Source organism: Pseudarthrobacter sp. NIBRBAC000502770, from assembly GCF_006517815.1.
In the GTDB taxonomy this organism is placed as follows: Bacteria; Actinomycetota; Actinomycetes; order Actinomycetales; family Micrococcaceae; genus Arthrobacter; species Arthrobacter niigatensis.
Window position 1 is genome coordinate 331,755 of the sequence record NZ_CP041198.1, and the last position, 18,076, is coordinate 349,830.

Here is an 18,076-nt window from a genome sequence, read left to right on the forward strand (position 1 = left end):
ATCCGGTCCCCGAGAGAATTTGAGAGGCAACAATGCTGTTGCAAAAACAAACCATGGCTGCCACCGGCAGCAGGCGCCGCGGCTACCTCGCCCGGCTCACCGTGATCTCCACCCTGGGCGGCCTGCTCTTCGGGTACGACACCGGCGTGATCTCCGGCGCCCTGCTGTACATGAACGACTCCCTCAACATGAACGCCGTGGAGGAAGCAACCGTGGTGAGCGCACTGCTGTTCCCCGGTGCCGCCGTCGGCGCCCTTACCGGCGGGCGGATGGCTGACAAGCTGGGCCGTCGTGGCTCACTGCTGGTCTGCGCACTGCTATTCCTGCTGGGTGCCATGGGCTGCGCCCTTGCGCCCAGCGTGACCTTCATGATTGCCGCCCGCATCGTGCTGGGCCTGGGGGTGGGCGCCGCCGCTGTGACCTGCCCGCTGTACCTGGCGGAGATGGCTCCTGCCCATCTTCGTGGCCGGATGGTCACCATCAACGAACTCATGATCGTGACCGGCCAGATGCTGGCATTCGCCATCAATGCGCTCCTGGATGCCCTGATCCACGACAACGAGGTCTGGCGGGGCATGCTGGGCATCGCTTCCATCCCTGCCCTCGCACTGCTCGCCGGAATGCTGATGCTGCCGGAATCGCCGCGCTGGTACGCCATCCGCGGCCGCCTGGAAGACAGCCGCCGGGTCCTGAACCTGAGCCGCAGCCCGGAAGAGGCAACCGCCGAGTTCGAGGAAATCGCCCACGCGGCGCGCACGGCCAAGGAAGAACGCGGTCACGCCCTCCGCGACCTGAAGAACAACCCATGGATGCGCCGGCTGCTCTGGATCGGCATTGGCCTGGCCACCGTCCAGCAGGCAACCGGCATCAACACCGTGAACTACTACGCCCCCACCATCCTGGAAAAGAGCGGGCTTGGCGTCAGCGCATCGCTGGTGGCCACCATCGGCGTCGGCGTTACCTCAGTGCTCATGACCGTCCTGGGTATCTGGTTGCTCGGCTTTGTTGGCCGCCGCCGGATGCTGGTGATCGGATTCTCCGGAGTTGTTGGTGCCCAGGCCCTGCTGGCCGTCGTCTTCCTCCTCCCACAGTCGGACCTTGCCAGCTACACCATCCTGGCCGCGATGATGCTGTTCGTTGCCTTCGTCCAGTGCTTCATCGGCACCTGCGTCTGGCTCCTGCTTTCCGAAATGTTCCCGCTGGCCATCCGCGGGTTCGCCATGGGAATCGCGGTCTTCGCGCTGTGGACCGTGAACGCGGCCATCTCCTTCCTGTTCCCGATCGTGGTCAATGCCCTGGGATCCACGGGTACCTTCGGCCTCTTCGTCCTGGTCAACGTGGCTTCCCTGGCGTTCGTCATCAAGTTCGTGCCGGAGACCAAGGGCCACTCCCTTGAGGACCTCGAAGCGCACTTCCGCGATGGTGAGGTGCCGGCGAAGCTTTCGGCGTAGCCGCCGCCGTTGCGGTTGGTGGCCTAGGCTGGCTGCATGATGTGGAGCGCGGGGCAGCAAGCATGAATTTCGCCGGAAGCCTTGGTCCCCGCCCCCGCAACCTCGAAGTCCAGGACCTGGCCAGCTTCGACAGCCTGGTGGCCGGCGGTGCGGTCAACCTGCACGGCTGGCATGCGCAGTCGCTGGACCTGCGGGGCCGGTCCGCGGCACTCAAAAACGTCCGCGTCGAGGGCGCGATGTTCCTGGGCTGCATCTTCGACGACGGTATGGAAGCGAACCTCCGCAGCCGCGGCGCCTTGATCTTCCCCAGGCTTGAAGGAGTCCCTTTCGACCCATACCGGGCCGTCCTGTATTCCCCGGCCGAACTGTACGCCGGACTGGCAGCCGCACCGTATGAGGAATTGCCGGATGCGCGCATCTACCACTGGAGCATCCAGCCCGGCCAGCGCCACCGCGTGGACGCGACGCTGGCCTCGGCCCTGCATGACCATGCGATCGGCGATGCGCTGGATGAGCTGACCCGGTCCGGGGCGTGGCACCGCCGCTCTATCGTCGGCGTGATGGGCGGCCACGCAGCGCCCCGCGGCAGCCGGGAGTTTGCGGACGCGGCCCGGCTGGGCAGGCTCCTGGCCCTTGACGGCCATTCGGTGGCAACGGGCGGCGGCCCCGGGGCCATGGAGGCAGCGAACCTCGGCGCGTACCTGAGCCGGGCGTCCGACGGTGACGTGCAGGCAGCGCTTGCCACGCTCGCCGCTGTTCCCGGCTTCCGTCCCTCGGTCTCGGCGTGGGCACGTGCGGCGGCTGCCGTCGTCGAACGCCATCCGGACGGGACGCCGTCCCTCGGGATCCCCACCTGGTTCTACGGACACGAACCGCCCAACTACTTCGCCACGCACATCGCCAAATATTTCGCCAATGCCATCCGCGAGGCCATCCTTCTGGAACTGTGCCACGGCGGAATCGTCTTCCTGCCGGGAGCGGCCGGTACGGTCCAGGAGATCTTCCAGGACGCCTGCGAGAACTACTACGGCGCCCGCGAGAAAGTGGCCCCCATGGTGCTGGTGGGCCGCCGGCACTGGGAGCAGGAGTACCCGGCGTGGCCCATGCTCCGCAGCCTCGCCGCGGGCAGGGCCATGGCGGACAACATCCACCTCGTGGACACGGTGGAGGAAGCAGTGGAGGTCCTCCGGCAGCGCTGAACGCTGCCGGAGGACCTCCACGAAGTGTCCTTGCCTGGTGCTAGCCGACGGCGGTGCCGAAGAGCAGGCCCAGCAGGTAGGTGATGGCTGCCGCGCCCAGGCCGATGGCAAGCTGCCGCAGGCCGCGGGTCAGCGGGGAAGTGCCGGACAGCAGGCCGACGGCGGCACCGGTGGCAAGGAGCGCGACGCCCACCAGGGCGCCTGCCACCACGAGCGCGGCGACGCCGGTCAGGCCGAACAGGAACGGCAGGATGGGGACGATGGCGCCGGAGGCGAAGAAGCAGAAGCTGGACAGCGCCGCACCCCAGGCGGTACCCACTGCCTCGTGCTGGTCCTCTTCCTCCGGCAGCTCAGGCTGCAGGGAAAGGCTGGGATCGCAGTCGCAGGGCAGCAGCCCCATGCGCTCTGCCACACGGTGTTCGGCCGCTTCCCGGGACATCCCGCGGGCCAGGTACACCAGGAGCAGTTCGTTGTGCTCGAGGTCAAGCTTGGGCGCGGCCGCCAGCGTGACCTGCGTGGGCCGGGTTGCGGCCAGCAGTTCGCGCTGGGAGCGGACGGAAATGAATTCGCCCGCGCCCATGGACATGGCACCGGCCAGGAGTCCGGCGATGCCGCTGAGCAGCACCACGCTGCTGGCCACGCCGGAGGCAGCCATGCCCATCACCAGGGAGAGGTTGCTGACCAAGCCATCGTTCGCGCCGAACACCGCGGCGCGGAAGGTGCCGGCCAGGCGGTTGCGGCCGCGGGTGGCCAGGCCCCGGACCACTTCCTCATGGATCTGTTCATCGGCGGCCATCGCGGCGGTGGCGTTCGGGTCCTTGGCGTAGGGGGAGCGGCCTTCGGCGCGCTGGGCCAGGGCCAGGACGAATACGGAGCCGAAATGCCGGGCCAGGAACCCGAGGAACCGGCTGCGGGCGGAGGCCCTCTTCGGCTTGCCGGCGTGCCCGCCCAGCAGCGCGAGCCAGTGGGCTTCGTGACGGCCTTCGGCTTCGGCCAGGGCGAGGAGGATGGACCGTTCCTCACCTTCGCGGTTCTGGGCCAGGTCCCGGTAGACGGCGGCTTCCGCGCGCTCGTCGGCCAGGTACTGGCGCCACCGCTTGATGTTCGACGGCGAGGGCTGGCCAACGCCGCCGGCCTCCGGGGGCGTGGCGTGGGAATGGGACTGGGCGTGCTGCGACACTGTAACTCCTGGGCTGGAAAGGGCATGAACTCGCGCCTTTGCCCTGCCAGCCTACTGCGGATTTCCGCGGTTTTTTGGCTGGCAAACCTCGCTGGAAAGTTTCGGTTGACCTTAAAAAACGCCCGGCACGGCACCCCTGTGGAGGGCAGCTCCGGGCACCGCCGCGGCTATTGACCCGTCCGCCCGGGCGGTGCTCTGATGAAGGTGTGGCGCAGGCTGCGCCCTACCTGAAAGAGCACGTCAGGCGAACATACGGAGGTTGAATCATGAGCACCACCGGACAGCACCCGGACATGCCGCACCTGGACGCCGTCGAAGCGGACCCCGCCTACGATTACGCCGAGGATGCACCGGTAGACGACGCGGACTGGGACTCCGAAGACGGGTTCATTGACCAGGAAGAACCGGTGGTCCAGCCGGCACCGGTAGTCGTCGACGCCGAGGACCGCGAGGTCCCGCTGGATGACGACGAGCGCGACACGGGGGAGTAGGACTGACGGCGCCGGCACCTCCTTCCGCTTGTTGGCGGGAGGCGGTGCCGGCGTCGTACTTTAATGCCTGGCAGTCAGTGGCCGGCGAGGACTTCCCGGGGAGTCCCTTCCTGCTCCTGCCCGGCAACGCGGCGCTGCCAGGCGCGCATGACCGCAGGATCGGTGGGGCGCGTCAGCAGCGAGGCGGCAACGTACACCGCGGCGGAGGCCAGCAGGCCGTAGTAGATCGGTTCGTTGGCGTAGATGCCGTCCAACGGAACCTCGGCGTTGACCTCAAGGATGATCATCGTCCCAAGGGTGATGACGGAGCCGACGGCCATCGAAGCAGCGGCGGCGATGCCGGTTCCGCGCTTCCACACCAGGCCGCCGAGGATCGCGACCAGCAGCCCGCCCACCAGGATGTCGTAGGCGATGGTCAGTGCCGCAACAACGTCCTTGGTGACGATGGCGATGATGATCGCCACAACGCCCAGGCCAAGGACCCATACGCGGTTGGCCTTGACGTCGTGCTCGGGGTTGTCGGAGTCGTCGGTGTTGATGGTCTTGCCGAACCAGCCGGCGACGAAGGGCACAACGTCGGCGCGGGCCACCGTGGCGGCCGCGATCAGGGCCCCGGAAGCCGTGGACATCATGGCGGCGACGGCGGCGGCGAGGACCAGGCCGCCGATTCCGATGGGCAGCAGGTTGGTGGCAACCTCCGCGTAGACCACGTCCTTGCCCAGGGCCTTCACGTCGATGGCGGGCAGCGCCACGCGGGCTCCCAGGCCAATCATTGCGCCGGCAGCACCATAGAGGATGCAGTAGAGGCCGGCTGTCGAACCGCCCCACCTGGCCACCTTGGGTGTTTTGGCAGTGAACACGCGCTGCCAGATGTCCTGGCCGATCAGCAGGCCCAGGGTGTAGACCACAAAGTAGGTGATGATCGTTTGGACGCCGATGCCGTCGATTTGGAAGAAGCTGGCATCAACCCGGCTGCGGATCCCGTCGAGTCCGCCGGCGGCGTTCAGTGTGAAGGGCAGCATGAGGAAGAAGATGCCCACCGTTTTGATGACGAACTGGACCTGGTCCGCCAGCGTGATGGACCACATGCCGCCGATGGTGGAGTACACCAGCACGATGGCACCGCCCACCGCTATGGCCAGCGCCCGGTCCCAGCCGAACAGGACGACGAAGATGGTGGCATAAGCACCAGTGGACGTGGCGCAGAGCATCAAAGTGTAGGCGAGCATCACGATGCCGGATGCCTCGGTGGCCCTGCTGCCGTAACGGAGGGTGAGCATCTGGGACACCGTGTAGATCTTCAGCTTCTGGATGGTCCCGGCGAAGAGCAGGCTCAGGAGCAGGACTCCGGCGCCAATGGCCACCACCAGCCACATTCCCGAGATGCCGAACTTGTAGCCCAGCCCCACGCCGCCGACCGTGGACGCTCCGCCCAGGACGACGGCGGCCATGGTGCCGGTGTAAAGGAACGGGCCCAGGCGGCGGCCGGCCACCAGGAAGTCGCTGTTGTTCCTGGTGCGGGACTTGCCCCACCAGCCGAAGGCCAGCATTGCGAGGAGGTACACCACCACAATGGCGATGTTGATGGCACTTGCATCCATAAATGGCTCCTTGGAGCTGTTGGGGCCGGGTGTAATGACCCGGGGCGGGACGCCGGGAACCGCTGCGGACGAATACGGAGGGGACCTGCAATTGCCCTATAGGCAACAGGAGTTTTCAAAGACTAGGGTGTGACGTGGGTGACAGTCAAGGAGATCGCGCCTGCAGCGGCGTGGGTGTGGCATGCGCGTGTCACAAAAGCGGTGCCGATTAGTATGGCTCGAGAGTGGAGCCGGGCTGCCGGCCGTGAAAGGTTCGTAGATGAAGGCACTGCCAGTTGAGCCGAGCAATGTTCCCGTTGCCATTGGCTCCAGGATCCGGGCCGCCAGGCAGTCCCAGCGGCTCACCATCGAGCAGGTCGCGGATGCCACCGGCCTGACCAAGGGCTTCCTCAGCCGCGTGGAGCGGGACTTGACGTCTCCGTCCGTCGCTTCCCTGGTGACGCTGTGCCAGGTGCTCTCCATCTCCATCGGGGACCTGTTCGTGGCGCCGGAAACCCACCTCACCAAACGCAATGACGGTCCGCGCATCTCGCTCGGCGGCCAGGGCATCGTGGAGCGGCTTTTGACGGCCCGCTCGGAGCGTCGGGTCCAGATTATCCAGGCCGTGATCGAGCCGCATGGCCGCGGCGAGTCCGAGTTGTACGCAGTGGATTGCGACGTGGACGTCCTGCATGTCATCAAGGGCTCCATCAAGCTGATCCTCACCAACGAGGAATACGACCTCGATACAGGTGACACCGTGACCTTCCCGGGCCGGGAACCCCACACCTGGGTCAATCCCACGGACAAGCCGGTCGAGGTGCTCTGGGTCCTGGTGCCCGCCGCGAGCCGCTAGCTTGTTGCTGGTGCGCTCCAGCCCAGTTACCTTCGGTAGTCCCTTTCTCAGCTGCCGCATTCCGCGGAAAGCGCTTAAGCGCGGAGCGCCCTTGGCCCGGGGTAACTGGGCTGGATTGCACCTCTACCGGAGGGGTTTTCGTTGACCTCCGGCCAGGACGGCACTGATCTCGGTTAGCACCATGCCGGGGTAAAACCAGATGTGCTCCGGCATGAAGCGAAGGACGGCGTAACCGCTGACGGCTGCAGCGTTGTTGCGCTTCCGGTCCCGAAGCATATCGGTGCGTTTGGAATGGTAGGCAAAGCCGTCGATCTCCACGATCAAGAAGCCATCCAGCAGGAAATCCACGCGACCGATTCCCGGCAGGAAGACCTGGGTGTCGTAGGCGATTCTGTTGGCACGGAACAGGTGCTGCGCATCAACCTCCACGATTGACTCTGCTCGCACGTCAAGTTCGCGCAGGATGCGAAGCGCGGAACCGGAGCGGTCGGCCTGCAGCTGGGACGCCAGCAGCTCGCGTGGCACGCCGTGCAATCTGATGGCCGAGGTCGCCAAAGCGGCGGATGCCGGAGCCGGTAGGCACCCCAAAGCGTGAAGCGCCACATCTTCCACGCCGGCCAGGGGCAGGAACGGATGACCGGGGAACCGAACTGTGCGATGCCGGACGAAGCCGGAGCCGTGACCATGATTGCACGCCAGATGCGGGCGTTCGGGAGGTTTGCGCAGCCAGAGTCCGTAGTGGCCCGCGGCGCTGGCGCAGGTCAGCCGACCGTTGTTCAGGACTGCAGCGAGGAGTCCGTTGTCGCATTCCGGGAGGACGAAGATGCCGCGCCGGGGCTGGGTAGCGCCCAGTTCGGTGAGTCGAAGGAGTTCCCGGCGCCGGAAACCTGCGTCCAGGAGTTGGCTGGATCGGGCTACACCGCCGCGCGTATGCAGGTATTCGAGGATGTCCATGTGGCCATTGGAAGGTTTCGGTTGGATAAGTGGAACCTTAGTTCAGGCGTATGTGGGTAAGCGGTGGCCGGGGGCGGGCGTGCGGTCCTGCCCAGTTGCCCATGGTCCGTGCAGGGAACGTTGCCGGAACGGCGCGGATCGCGGGAGTGCATCCTGTCCACGTGCGGGAGTGAGTGGGCGGGAGCGCACCGGGATCCTTGGTAAACAGTTGGTGTCTCCTGGAAAACCGGGGTGTATGATGGCAATCACAGAAGTCCCCAACTCCTCGAAGGAGAGGCCTCCCATTGGAAGAGCTGCGCATTGAAGCCAACGGCAACCTCGGCCCCATTGATTCATCCCGGATCCCCCGCTATGCCGGGGCTGCCACCTATGCCCGCCTTCCGCGGCTGGACCAGGTAGCCAAGGCCGATGTGACGGTGGTGGGAGTGCCTTTCGATTCGGGGGTCTCCTACCGTCCGGGTGCCCGCTTCGGCGCTAACCACGTCCGCGAGGCCAGCCGGCTGCTGCGCCCCTACAACCCCGCCTGGGACGTCAGCCCGTTCGAGAACATCCAGGTGGCCGATGCCGGGGACATGGCGGTCAACCCGTTCAACATCAATGAAGCCATTGAGACCATCCAGCAGAACGCATTGGACCTCACCGCCGCCGGGAGCAAGCTGCTGACCCTGGGTGGCGACCACACCATCGCCCTGCCGCTGCTGCGCGCCGCTGCCGAACGCGCCGGCGGACCCATCGCCATGCTGCATTTCGACGCGCACCTGGACACGTGGGACACCTACTTCGGTGCCGAATACACCCACGGCACGCCCTTCCGCCGCGCAGTGGAGGAAGGCATCCTGGACACCGAGGCCATCAGCCATATTGGGACCCGCGGCCCGCTGTACGGCAAGAAGGACCTCGACGACGACCACCGCTTTGGATTCGGCATCGTTACCTCCGCGGACGTGTACTACCAGGGCGTGCTGGAAACCGTGGCCAAGGTCCGTGACCGCATCGGCAACCGCCCGCTCTACATCTCCGTGGACATTGACGTCCTGGACCCTGCCCACGCGCCCGGCACGGGAACCCCGGAAGCCGGCGGCATCACCAGCCGCGAACTCCTGGAAATCATCCGCGGCTTCCGCGGCATGAACCTGGTGGGCGCCGACGTCGTCGAAGTGTCCCCGGCCTACGACCACGCCGAGATCACCGGCGTCGCGGCCAGCCACGTCGCGTACGAGCTGGTGACCCTGATGGCGGACAATGCTGTGCCCGGCAGCCGGTTCGGTGCGGAGACCGGGTACCAGGCCCAGGCGCTCGGCCAGGAAGCCCGCCGCCCCGCCGGCTTCGCTGCCGCCACCACGGAGTAGGCCGTGACGGAAATTGCCCCGGCGCCCCCGGCCCGGGGGAGCAGCGTCCGCAACGGCGGGGACCTCGTCGTCGAAACCCTCGAAGCGCTGGGCGCCAAGACCGTGTTCGGCATCCCGGGCCAGCACGCCCTGGGACTCTTTGATGCCATGGGCCGCGGCAACCTGCACTTTGTCTCCTCCCGGGTGGAGAACAACAGCGCCTTTGCCGCGGACGGGTACTCCCGCGCCACCGGCGAAGTTGGCGTGCTGTTCCTGTCCACCGGCCCCGGCGCGCTGACGTCACTGGCTGGACTGCAGGAGGCCTATGCCACGGGCGTGCCCATGGTAGTGGTGGCCAGCCAGATTCCGTTGGAGGGACTCGGGGCCCGGCGCAAGGGCATGCTGCACCAGCTCGATGACCAGAAGGCCTCCGCGGCCAACGTCACCAAGAGCCAACGGCTGATCCAGCACGCTTCCGGAATCCCGTCGGCCATCCAGGACGCCTGGACCGAGGCCATCTCCTCCCCACAGGGCCCGGTGTGGCTCGAGATTCCGCAAAACGTCCTGCTGGATCCGATCATGGTCCCGCCGGTGGAGGATGCCTTGGCGGAGGCGGCGGACAATCCACCGCGGATTGAACTGGTGCGCGAGGCCGTGAAGTGGCTGGAATCAGCCAAGCGCCCGGCTATCATCGCCGGCGGTGGAACCCGGCGCGGCAAGGCGGAGAAGTCCCTGTTGTCCATTGCCGAGAAGCTCCATGCGCCGGTCATCTGCACTCCTGGCGGCAAAGGTGCGTTCCCCTGGAACCACGGGCTGTCCCTTCAGTCCTGGATCGAGGACCGGTACATGACCGACCTCCTCGAAGACGCGGACGTCCTGGTGGTCATCGGATCGTCCCTGGGCGAGGTTACGTCCAACTACTTCACCTTCGAACCGCGCGGCAGGATCATCCAGATCGACGCCGAACCCCGGGTACTGGAGTCCAATCGGCCAGGCTTGGGGATCCGCGCCGACGCGGGCCAGGCGCTGGCAGCCCTGGACTCAGCTCTTGGATCCGGCAGGGCAACGATGCCGGACTGGCACGGCAGCACGCCGGAAGAGCTGGTCAAGGAGTCGCTTGCCAAGGTCCGTGCCCGGCTGGAATCGCAGGACCTTGCCAAAGAACTGACGTTCATGGCCGCCATCCGGGAGGCCGTTCCAGCGGATATGCAGACGTTCTGGGACATGACCATCGCCGCCTACTGGGGCTGGTCCTGCTGGGATGCCCGTGAAGGGCAGTTCCACTCCGCACAGGGCGCCGGTGGCCTGGGCTATGCGTTTCCCGGTGCCATTGGAGCGGCGGTTGGGCTGGAGACTGCGGGTAAGCCCGGCCGGGTCCTGGCGGTCTCCGGTGACGGTTCGTCCATGTATTCCATTGCCGAACTGGCCACCGCCAAGCAGCACAACGTTCCGGTCACCTGGCTGATCGTGGACGACGGCGGCTACGGCATCCTGCGCGAATACATGGTGGGCGCGTTCGGCAAGGCCACGGCCACGGAATTGGCCCGTCCCGACTTTGTTGCGCTCGCCGAATCCTTTGGCGTGCCGGCCACCAAGGTGGCCCCGGAAGGCGTGGGGGACGCGCTCCGGGCCGGCTTCGCCGCTGACGGACCCAACGTCGTTGTTGTTGAAACCCTCCTCAAGATGTTCGGGCCTACGCACCTGGCCCCCTGACCGGGCACCAACCTTAAGCTCCCCCACGTCCTGGACACCGTCCCGCGGACGTGGGGGAGCTTGGCATTTAAGCTGCCCGCTGGAACAACTTCGTTTCCCTAAGCAACCTTTTCCTGATACAGTTGCTTGCAGCAACTAATTCTTTAGGGAGGATCATGTCTGTCGCACCGGCCACTGCAGCCGACCTCGTCAGCAATATCTATGACCTCCAGCGCGCGCTGCGCTGCGTCACCATGATCAACATCAAGGGCCAGGACACTGGCATCGCCCTCCAGGGCGTGCTCAAGTTCATCGGCGAAGGGGAGACCCGCGCAGCGCACCTGGCCGAGCGATTGGGGGTCAGCCCGCCGGTGCTAAGCCGCCACGTGGCCGAACTGGCCGACGCGGGGCTGGTGCTCCGCACCCCGGACCCGGACGATGGCCGGGCCCAGCTGCTGGCACTTTCCCCGCGGGGCAAGGAGAAGCTGGCGGAGCTGGTGCGGCACCGGGCGGAGACGCTGCAGGCGTACCTCTCCGACTGGAACGAGGACGACGCCGTTGCAACAGCCGCGATGCTGAACAAGCTCACGGCATCCCTGAAGAATTCCATCCGGGCAAGGGCGGCCGGAACCACCACTGAACAGAAAACGCAGGAGTCCATCAATGGCTAACGTCACCGCCGCCGCGGACCAGGAGCAGGAGCGCCAGCGCGAACGCACCGCCAGACAGGAATCGCGGCAATCCAAGCGCCACGAGCCCGGCGCGCCCATGAACCACCGGCAGATCATGGAAGCCCTGACCGGCCTTCTCGCTGCCTTCTTTACCGCCATCCTCAGCAGCACCATCGTTGCCAACGCGCTGCCCACGATCATGTCCGAGCTCAAGGGCACCCAGACGGACTTTGCCTGGGTCATCACGGCAGCACTGCTGGCCAACGCGGCCACCACCCCCATCTGGGGCAAGCTCGCGGACCTCTTCGACAAGAAAGTCCTGGTCCAGCTCAGCATCGTGATCTTCGTTGCCGGCTCGGTCATGGCAGGTTTCTCCGAGAACATCCCGTTCCTGCTCACCGCCCGCGTGATCCAGGGCATCGCCATGGGTGGCCTGACCGCCCTGGCGCAGGCGATCATCGGCTCCATCATCCCGCCGCGCGAACGCGGAAAGTACTCCGGCTACATGGGTGCCGTCATGGCCGTGGGCACCGCCGGTGGTCCTCTGCTGGGCGGCTTCATCGTGGACAGCTCGCTGGGCTGGCGCTGGACCTTCTTTGTCTGCGTGCCCCTGGCCGTCGTCGCCCTGATCCTGCTCCAGGTCACGTTGAAGATTCCGCACGTCAAGCGCCCCGCCAAGATCGACTGGGTCGGTTCGATCCTGCTGACCTCCGGCGTCAGCCTGCTCCTGATCTGGGTTTCCTTCGCCGGCAAGGCCGACTACTACGACTGGTGGTCATGGCAGTCAGCCGTCATGGTAGGCGGCGGCGTCCTGCTGCTCGCGCTGCTGGTGCTGGTGGAGTCCAAGGTGCCGCAGCCGATCATCCCGCTGAAGATCATCTCGGAGCGCACCACCGCGCTGGCCATCGTGGCGTCCGTCGCTGTGGGTGTTGCCATGTTCGGTTCCTCCACCTTCCTGGGCCAGTACTACCAGGTGGCCCGCGGTGCCACGCCCACCGAGGCCGGCCTGTTGACCTTGCCCATGATCGCCGGCAACCTGATCGGTTCGGTCGTTTCCGGCCAGCTGATCAGCCGCTACGGTAAATGGAAGCGCTTCCTGATCGGCGGCACCGTCCTGCTGATCGGCGGCCTGGCGCTCGCCGGAACCATGGACCACACCACCGAACTGTGGCTGACGGGCCTGTACACGGGCATCTTCGGTATCGGTTTGGGCATGCTCATGCAGAACCTCGTCCTGGCCGTCCAGAACACGGTCCGCGCCTCCGACATCGGTTCCGCAAGCGCTTCCGTTGCATTCTTCCGCTCCGTGGGTGGCGCCATCGGCGTTTCCGTCCTGGGCGCCGTCATGGCCAACCATGTCAAGGACCTGGCCACCGACGGGCTGGCCAAGCTGGGCATCCCGGCCGGCGGCAACAGCGGCGCCACGCTGGACCTGAAGGACCTGCCGGCGCCGATCGCCGAGGTCATGCGTGCCGCCTACGGCGATGCCACGGCCGGGATCTTCATGATCTCCGCCATCGTTGCAGCCGTGGCCCTCATCGCCGTCATCTTCATCAAGGAAGTACCGCTGCGCAAGACCGTTGACATCACACCGGAAAAGGCGCTTGAGGCCAACGCCGCCGGTGAGGCCGGCATGACCGCCACCATGACCGGTCAACTGCCCATGGTTTCCAGCGACGTGCCGGACGGGACGGCCGCTGAGTCGACGGGTGCCCGGAGTGCCCTGCGTCCGGCCGCGGCACCTGCCAAGGTGTACGACGGCGGTGCTGCCGCAGCCGCGGCGGCGTCCGGCAGGGTTGCCACGGAGGACTTCGAGGAAGTCTTTGCACGGAGCTTCCGCTCCGAGGAGCTGGACCTCAGGTCCGCCGACAGCGTGGACAGGGCTGCCGATGCGATCGCCAGTGCCGCGGCCACCTTGCAGAAGCTGCAGGACACCCAGGACCTGCTGGCGCGGCAGCAGGCCGAGCTCGGCACACTGGTGCTGGACATCCAGCAGCAACTGCGGTCCCAGCAGGAGGTGGCGGCCGGGCAGGCAGCCACGGCCGCAGAGCTTACCCGGCTGCAGCGCAAGCTCCTGAAGGAACGCAAGATCCAGGCAGCAGCCGCCCTGTACCTGGCCGGGCACGGCAAGCACAGCGCCGCCGCACCCTCCCCGTCCGGCGGGGAAGGTTCTGCCCCGGTAACGGGACAGTAAGCCATTCCGTCCGGGGCTGCCCGCCTCGGACGGCACCCATCAACACCGCAGCCCGCAGCCGGAGGACCTTCCGGATGTGGGCTGCGGCGTTCCTGCATGGGTGGGGATGGCGGCCCCGGTGGAGACGACGTTTTCTTGAGTCAATCCAGCGGGGAATTATGCTCCCGTATGGAACCAAATGTCGGTGGGCATTACTAGAGTTGAGTGCATGCTCCTCACCCTCATACGGCGCTATTCCAAACCGTATTTCCCCTTTATCGCCGCCGTGGTTGTTTTCCAGCTCGCCTCCACCATTGCAGCCCTGTACCTGCCAAGCCTGAACGCCCAAATCATCGACCAGGGCGTGGCGCGGGGCGACACGGATTTCATCTGGCGCACCGGTGCCCTGATGCTCCTGGTGGCCTTCGCGCAGGTAGCCGCGGCAATCGCCGGCGTCTACTTCGGCTCGAGGACGGCCATGGCAGTGGGCCGGGACCTGCGCCGTGCCGTGTTCCGCAAGGTCACCAGTTTCTCCGCCAAGGACGTCAACGCCTTTGGTGCGCCCACGCTGATCACGCGCGGCACCAACGATGTCCAGCAGGTGCAGATGCTCCTCCTGATGGGGCTGAACTTCATGGTGGCCACCCCCATCATGTGCATCGGCGGCATCATCATGGCCCTGCGCGAGGACATCAACCTGTCCTGGCTGGTGTGGGTGTCCGTCCCGCTCCTGGCTGTGGTGGTGGGCTACCTGGTGGTCCGGCTGATGCCACTCTTCCGCTCCATGCAGCGGAAGATCGACCGCATCAACGCCGTGCTGCGGGAACAGATCATCGGGATCCGCGTGGTCCGCGCCTTCGTGCGGGAACCGTATGAAACGGACCGGTTTGGTGCGGCCAACAAGGAACTTACGGACGTCTCGCTCCGCATCGGTGCCCTGTTCGTCCTCATGTTCCCCGCCATCAGCATGATCCTGCACCTGTCCACCGCAGCCGTGCTCTGGTTTGGCGGGCAGCGGGTGGACACCGGCGCCATGCAGGTGGGTTCGCTCACCGCGTTCCTGCAGTACCTGCTGCAGATCCTGATGGCCGTCATGATGGGCACCTTCATGGCCATGATGATCCCGCGCGCCTCCGTCTGCGCCGACCGCATCGGCGAGGTACTCGACGTCGAGCCCTCCATCCACGACCCCGAACGCCCCGAAGCGCCGGCCGCCCTGGCCGGCGTGGTGGAATACCGCAACGTGACGTTCGCGTACCCCGGCGCCGAGTCCCCGGTGCTCAGCAACATCAGCTTCACCGCCCGGCCGGGCCAGACCATCGCCATCATCGGCTCCACCGGCGCCGGAAAGACCTCCCTCCTGTCCCTGCTGCCACGGCTGTACGACCCCGCCGAAGGCCAGGTGCTGCTTGACGGTGTCCCCGTCGACAGACTCGACCGCGCGGAGATCACCAAACGCGTGGCCCTGGTGCCGCAGCGTCCCTACCTGTTCTCCGGCAGCATCGGGCACAACCTCCGCTTCGGCAAGACCGAGGCCACGGACCAGGAACTGTGGGACGCCCTCCGGGTGGCGCAGGGAGAGTCTTTTGTCCGCGAAAAGAAGAACGGACTGGACTCCCGGATCTCCCAGGGCGGCACCAATGTCTCCGGCGGCCAGCGCCAGCGCCTGTGCATTGCCCGTGCCTTGGTGACCAAGCCGCGGGTATACCTGTTCGACGACTCCTTCTCCGCCCTTGACGTCGCTACTGACGCCCGGCTCCGCGCCGCCCTCAAGCGCACCACCTCGGACGCCACCGTGATCATCGTGGCCCAGCGGATTTCCACCATCACCGAGGCCGACCAGATCCTGGTGCTGGACAACGGACGCATCGTTGACCGCGGCACGCACGAAGAACTCCTGGAAACCTCACCGACCTACCAGGAAATTGTCGAATCCCAACTGAGCGTGGAGGAAGTGGCATGAGCCCCCGCAAGAAGGACCACGCCTCCGTGGAAGAATCCACCCAGTCCCTCCAGCCGGTCGACGGCGAAGCGGAAGCAGGCGCCGGCCTGCCGGAGGACGACGACTACTTCGAGGAGGAATTCACCCCTTCCGAAGCCGATGGGGACATGTTCGGTGGGATGCCTGCAAAGAAGGCCCAGCACTTCTGGCCTTCCGCCAAACGACTCATGGGCCTGCTGAAGCCCGAAGCCCTGGGCATCTACGCGGTGGTGGGCCTGGTGGTGGTCTCGGTGGTCCTGAACGTGATCGCCCCCAAGATCCTGGGCCAGGCCATGGACGTCATTTTCGCCGGAGTGGTGGGCAAGCAGTTGCCGTCCGGTGTCAGCAAGGAACAGTTTGTGGCAGGCCTGCGCCAGCAGGGCCAGGACAACTTTGCGGACATGGTCTCCCGGATGGAGCTGGTGCCCGGCACCGGGATCAACTTCGGCAAGCTCAGTATGCTCATTGCCATCGTCCTGCTGATGTACTTCGTGGCCAACATCTTCATGTGGCTACAGGGGTACGTGCTGAACCGCATTGTCATGAAGGTGATCCGGCGGCTGCGCGATGACACCGAAAGCAAGCTGAACCGCCTGCCGCTGAACTACTTCGATACGCGGCAGCGCGGCGATGTGCTGTCACGCGTGACCAACGACGTCGACAATATCCAGCAGGCGCTTCAGCAGGCGTTCGCCCAGCTGGTGAACTCTGTGCTGACCGTGGTGGGCATCGTGGTCATGATGTTCATCGTCTCCTGGCAGCTGGCCTTGATCGCGCTCGTTGCGCTGCCGCTGTCCGGAGTGGCGGCCGGGCTGATCGGTGCCCGGAGCCAGAAGCTCTTCGCAGCCCAGTGGAAGAACACCGGGTCGCTGAACGGCCAGATCGAGGAATCCTTCTCCGGCCACGACCTGGTCCGCGTCTTCGGCCGGGACGCGGACATGCTGGCCCGGTTCGAGGAACGCAACGAGGCACTGTACAAGGCAAGCTTCGGAGCGCAGTTCGTCTCTGGAATCATCTTCCCCGTGATGCAGTTCGTGTCCTACCTCAGCTATGTTGGCATCGCCGTGGTGGGCGGCCTCAGGGTGGCCTCCGGCGCCATGTCTTTGGGCGATGCGACCGCTTTCATCCAGTACTCCCGGGAGTTCACGCAGCCTCTGGGCCAAATGGCCGGCATGGCCAATATGCTCCAGTCCGGCGTGGCATCCTCGGAGCGCGTTTTCGAATTCCTGGACGCCGACGAACAGGACGTTGAAACGGCCACCGAACACCTGCCCGCCAAGACCGACGGGCACGTGGACTTCAGGAACGTGACCTTCAGCTACAGCCCGGACAAGCCGCTCATCGAGAATCTGTCCTTCACCGCGGAGCCCGGGAACACGGTTGCCATCGTCGGGCCCACGGGAGCCGGCAAGACCACCCTGGTGAACCTGGTAATGCGTTTCTACGAGCTCAATGCGGGCTCCATCATGCTGGACGGTGTGGACATCACCCACCTGAGCCGCTCCGAACTGCGTTCCAAGGTGGGCATGGTGCTGCAGGATGCATGGCTGTTCGGCGGGTCCATCTACGACAACATCCGGTACGGCAACCTCGAGGCCACCGAAGAGCAGGTCATGGCGGCAGCGAAGGCCACGTTCGTGGACCGATTTGTCCGGGCGCTCCCCGAGGGCTACCAGACCGTGATCGACGAAGAAGGCAACAACGTCAGCGCCGGCGAGAAGCAGCTGATCACCATAGCCCGCGCATTCGTGGCCAACCCGTCACTGCTGATCCTGGATGAGGCCACCAGTTCCGTGGATACCCGCACCGAGCTCCTGGTGCAGAAAGCCATGGCTGCGCTGCGATCGGACCGCACCAGCTTCGTCATCGCGCACCGGCTCTCCACCATCCGGGATGCCGATACCATCCTGGTTATGGAGAACGGACGAATCGTGGAACAGGGCAACCACCACATGCTGCTCGCCGCCGGCGGGGCATACCACCGCCTCTACATGTCGCAGTTTGCCGGGACCGGCGCCGGGGACGTACCGGTGGATGATTCGACGGCGGTGCACAGCTGAGCGCGCATGGCGGCCAGCGGATCGAGGTGCTGGTGCCAATGCGCTGGGGCGACATGGACGCCTATGGCCACATCAACAACGTCCAGATCGTGCGGATGCTGGAGGAAGCCAGGATCGCGGCTTTCGGACCGCCGCGGGGCGCGGGCCTTCCCGGCATTGAACCACCGGTGTCCCTGTTTAACGACGTCCCCGAGGGCACCCTCGCCCTGGTGGTGGACCACAAGATCCGCTATGTCCGGACCCTGGAGTACCGCAACGTTCCGGCGGTGGTCCAGGTATGGATCGGTGCCGTCAAGGGCGCCAGCTTCGACATCCACTACCTGCTCCAGGACCCCGTCACGCGGGAGGACTGCGTGAAGGCCAGCAGCCATCTGGCGTTCGTGGATGAAGCGACGGGCCGGGTGCAGAGGCTCAGCCAGGAGCAGAAAGACCGGATGGCTCCATACAGGCACTAAGACTC

15 protein-coding genes are annotated in these 18,076 nt (G+C 65.9%); 12 read left to right on the top strand and 3 right to left on the bottom strand.

Annotation, left to right across the window (positions count from 1 at the left end; translation table 11 throughout):
• Positions 1–53: 53 nt before the first annotated feature.
• Positions 54–1,451 carry a sugar porter family MFS transporter gene (locus NIBR502770_RS01935; RefSeq protein WP_168223101.1) on the top strand — a complete coding sequence of 466 codons (1,398 nt, stop codon included), beginning with the start codon at positions 54–56 and terminating at the stop codon, positions 1,449–1,451.
• Between the two features lie 62 nt (positions 1,452–1,513).
• Positions 1,514–2,650: an LOG family protein gene (locus NIBR502770_RS01940; RefSeq protein WP_141180848.1), complete on the top strand. Its 1,137-nt coding sequence runs from the start codon at positions 1,514–1,516 to the stop codon at positions 2,648–2,650.
• Between the two features lie 40 nt (positions 2,651–2,690).
• Here the strand turns inward: NIBR502770_RS01940 and NIBR502770_RS01945 are convergent, their stop codons facing one another.
• Positions 2,691–3,830, bottom strand: coding sequence for a VIT1/CCC1 transporter family protein (locus NIBR502770_RS01945; RefSeq protein WP_141180849.1), 1,140 nt, complete (start codon positions 3,828–3,830; stop codon positions 2,691–2,693).
• A gap of 266 nt (positions 3,831–4,096) precedes the next feature.
• Here NIBR502770_RS01945 and NIBR502770_RS01950 point away from each other — a divergent pair, with 266 nt between their 5' ends.
• On the top strand, positions 4,097–4,321 hold the full coding sequence (locus tag NIBR502770_RS01950) for a hypothetical protein (protein WP_141157978.1): 225 nt from the start codon (positions 4,097–4,099) through the stop codon (positions 4,319–4,321).
• Between the two features lie 74 nt (positions 4,322–4,395).
• Here the strand turns inward: NIBR502770_RS01950 and NIBR502770_RS01955 are convergent, their stop codons facing one another.
• Positions 4,396–5,922 carry a sodium:solute symporter gene (locus NIBR502770_RS01955; protein ID WP_141180850.1) on the bottom strand — a complete coding sequence of 509 codons (1,527 nt, stop codon included), beginning with the start codon at positions 5,920–5,922 and terminating at the stop codon, positions 4,396–4,398.
• 259 nt (positions 5,923–6,181) lie between these two features.
• Between NIBR502770_RS01955 and NIBR502770_RS01960 the strand changes: the two genes are divergently transcribed.
• Positions 6,182–6,757, top strand: a complete 576-nt coding sequence (locus NIBR502770_RS01960; RefSeq protein WP_141157976.1) for a helix-turn-helix domain-containing protein — start codon at positions 6,182–6,184, stop codon at positions 6,755–6,757.
• 123 nt (positions 6,758–6,880) lie between these two features.
• Here the strand turns inward: NIBR502770_RS01960 and NIBR502770_RS21405 are convergent, their stop codons facing one another.
• Complete coding sequence (locus NIBR502770_RS21405; protein ID WP_246857360.1) at positions 6,881–7,282, bottom strand: DUF559 domain-containing protein; 402 nt, start codon at positions 7,280–7,282, stop codon at positions 6,881–6,883.
• A gap of 66 nt (positions 7,283–7,348) precedes the next feature.
• Here NIBR502770_RS21405 and NIBR502770_RS21410 point away from each other — a divergent pair, with 66 nt between their 5' ends.
• From NIBR502770_RS21410 to NIBR502770_RS02000, 8 genes are all read left to right on the top strand, one after another.
• Positions 7,349–7,771 carry a hypothetical protein gene (locus NIBR502770_RS21410; protein WP_246857361.1) on the top strand — a complete coding sequence of 141 codons (423 nt, stop codon included), beginning with the start codon at positions 7,349–7,351 and terminating at the stop codon, positions 7,769–7,771.
• Between the two features lie 224 nt (positions 7,772–7,995).
• The gene (gene speB / locus NIBR502770_RS01970; protein ID WP_141180852.1) at positions 7,996–9,060 is read left to right on the top strand and encodes an agmatinase; all 1,065 of its coding nucleotides are present in this window, start codon (positions 7,996–7,998) and stop codon (positions 9,058–9,060) included.
• A 3-nt stretch (positions 9,061–9,063) separates the two neighbouring features.
• Positions 9,064–10,752, top strand: coding sequence for a thiamine pyrophosphate-binding protein (locus NIBR502770_RS01975; RefSeq protein WP_141180853.1), 1,689 nt, complete (start codon positions 9,064–9,066; stop codon positions 10,750–10,752).
• 155 nt (positions 10,753–10,907) lie between these two features.
• The gene (locus NIBR502770_RS01980; protein WP_141157973.1) at positions 10,908–11,402 is read left to right on the top strand and encodes a MarR family winged helix-turn-helix transcriptional regulator; all 495 of its coding nucleotides are present in this window, start codon (positions 10,908–10,910) and stop codon (positions 11,400–11,402) included.
• Positions 11,395–13,596, top strand: a complete 2,202-nt coding sequence (locus tag NIBR502770_RS01985; protein ID WP_141180854.1) for an MDR family MFS transporter — start codon at positions 11,395–11,397, stop codon at positions 13,594–13,596. The genes NIBR502770_RS01980 and NIBR502770_RS01985 overlap by 8 nt, the downstream gene beginning before the upstream one ends.
• Positions 13,597–13,804: 208 nt before the next feature.
• Complete coding sequence (locus NIBR502770_RS01990) at positions 13,805–15,538, top strand: ABC transporter ATP-binding protein (protein ID WP_141180855.1); 1,734 nt, start codon at positions 13,805–13,807, stop codon at positions 15,536–15,538.
• Complete coding sequence (locus NIBR502770_RS01995; protein ID WP_141180856.1) at positions 15,535–17,616, top strand: ABC transporter ATP-binding protein; 2,082 nt, start codon at positions 15,535–15,537, stop codon at positions 17,614–17,616. The genes NIBR502770_RS01990 and NIBR502770_RS01995 overlap by 4 nt, the downstream gene beginning before the upstream one ends.
• A gap of 38 nt (positions 17,617–17,654) precedes the next feature.
• The gene (locus NIBR502770_RS02000; RefSeq protein ID WP_141157970.1) at positions 17,655–18,071 is read left to right on the top strand and encodes a thioesterase family protein; all 417 of its coding nucleotides are present in this window, start codon (positions 17,655–17,657) and stop codon (positions 18,069–18,071) included.
• Positions 18,072–18,076: the final 5 nt, after the last annotated feature.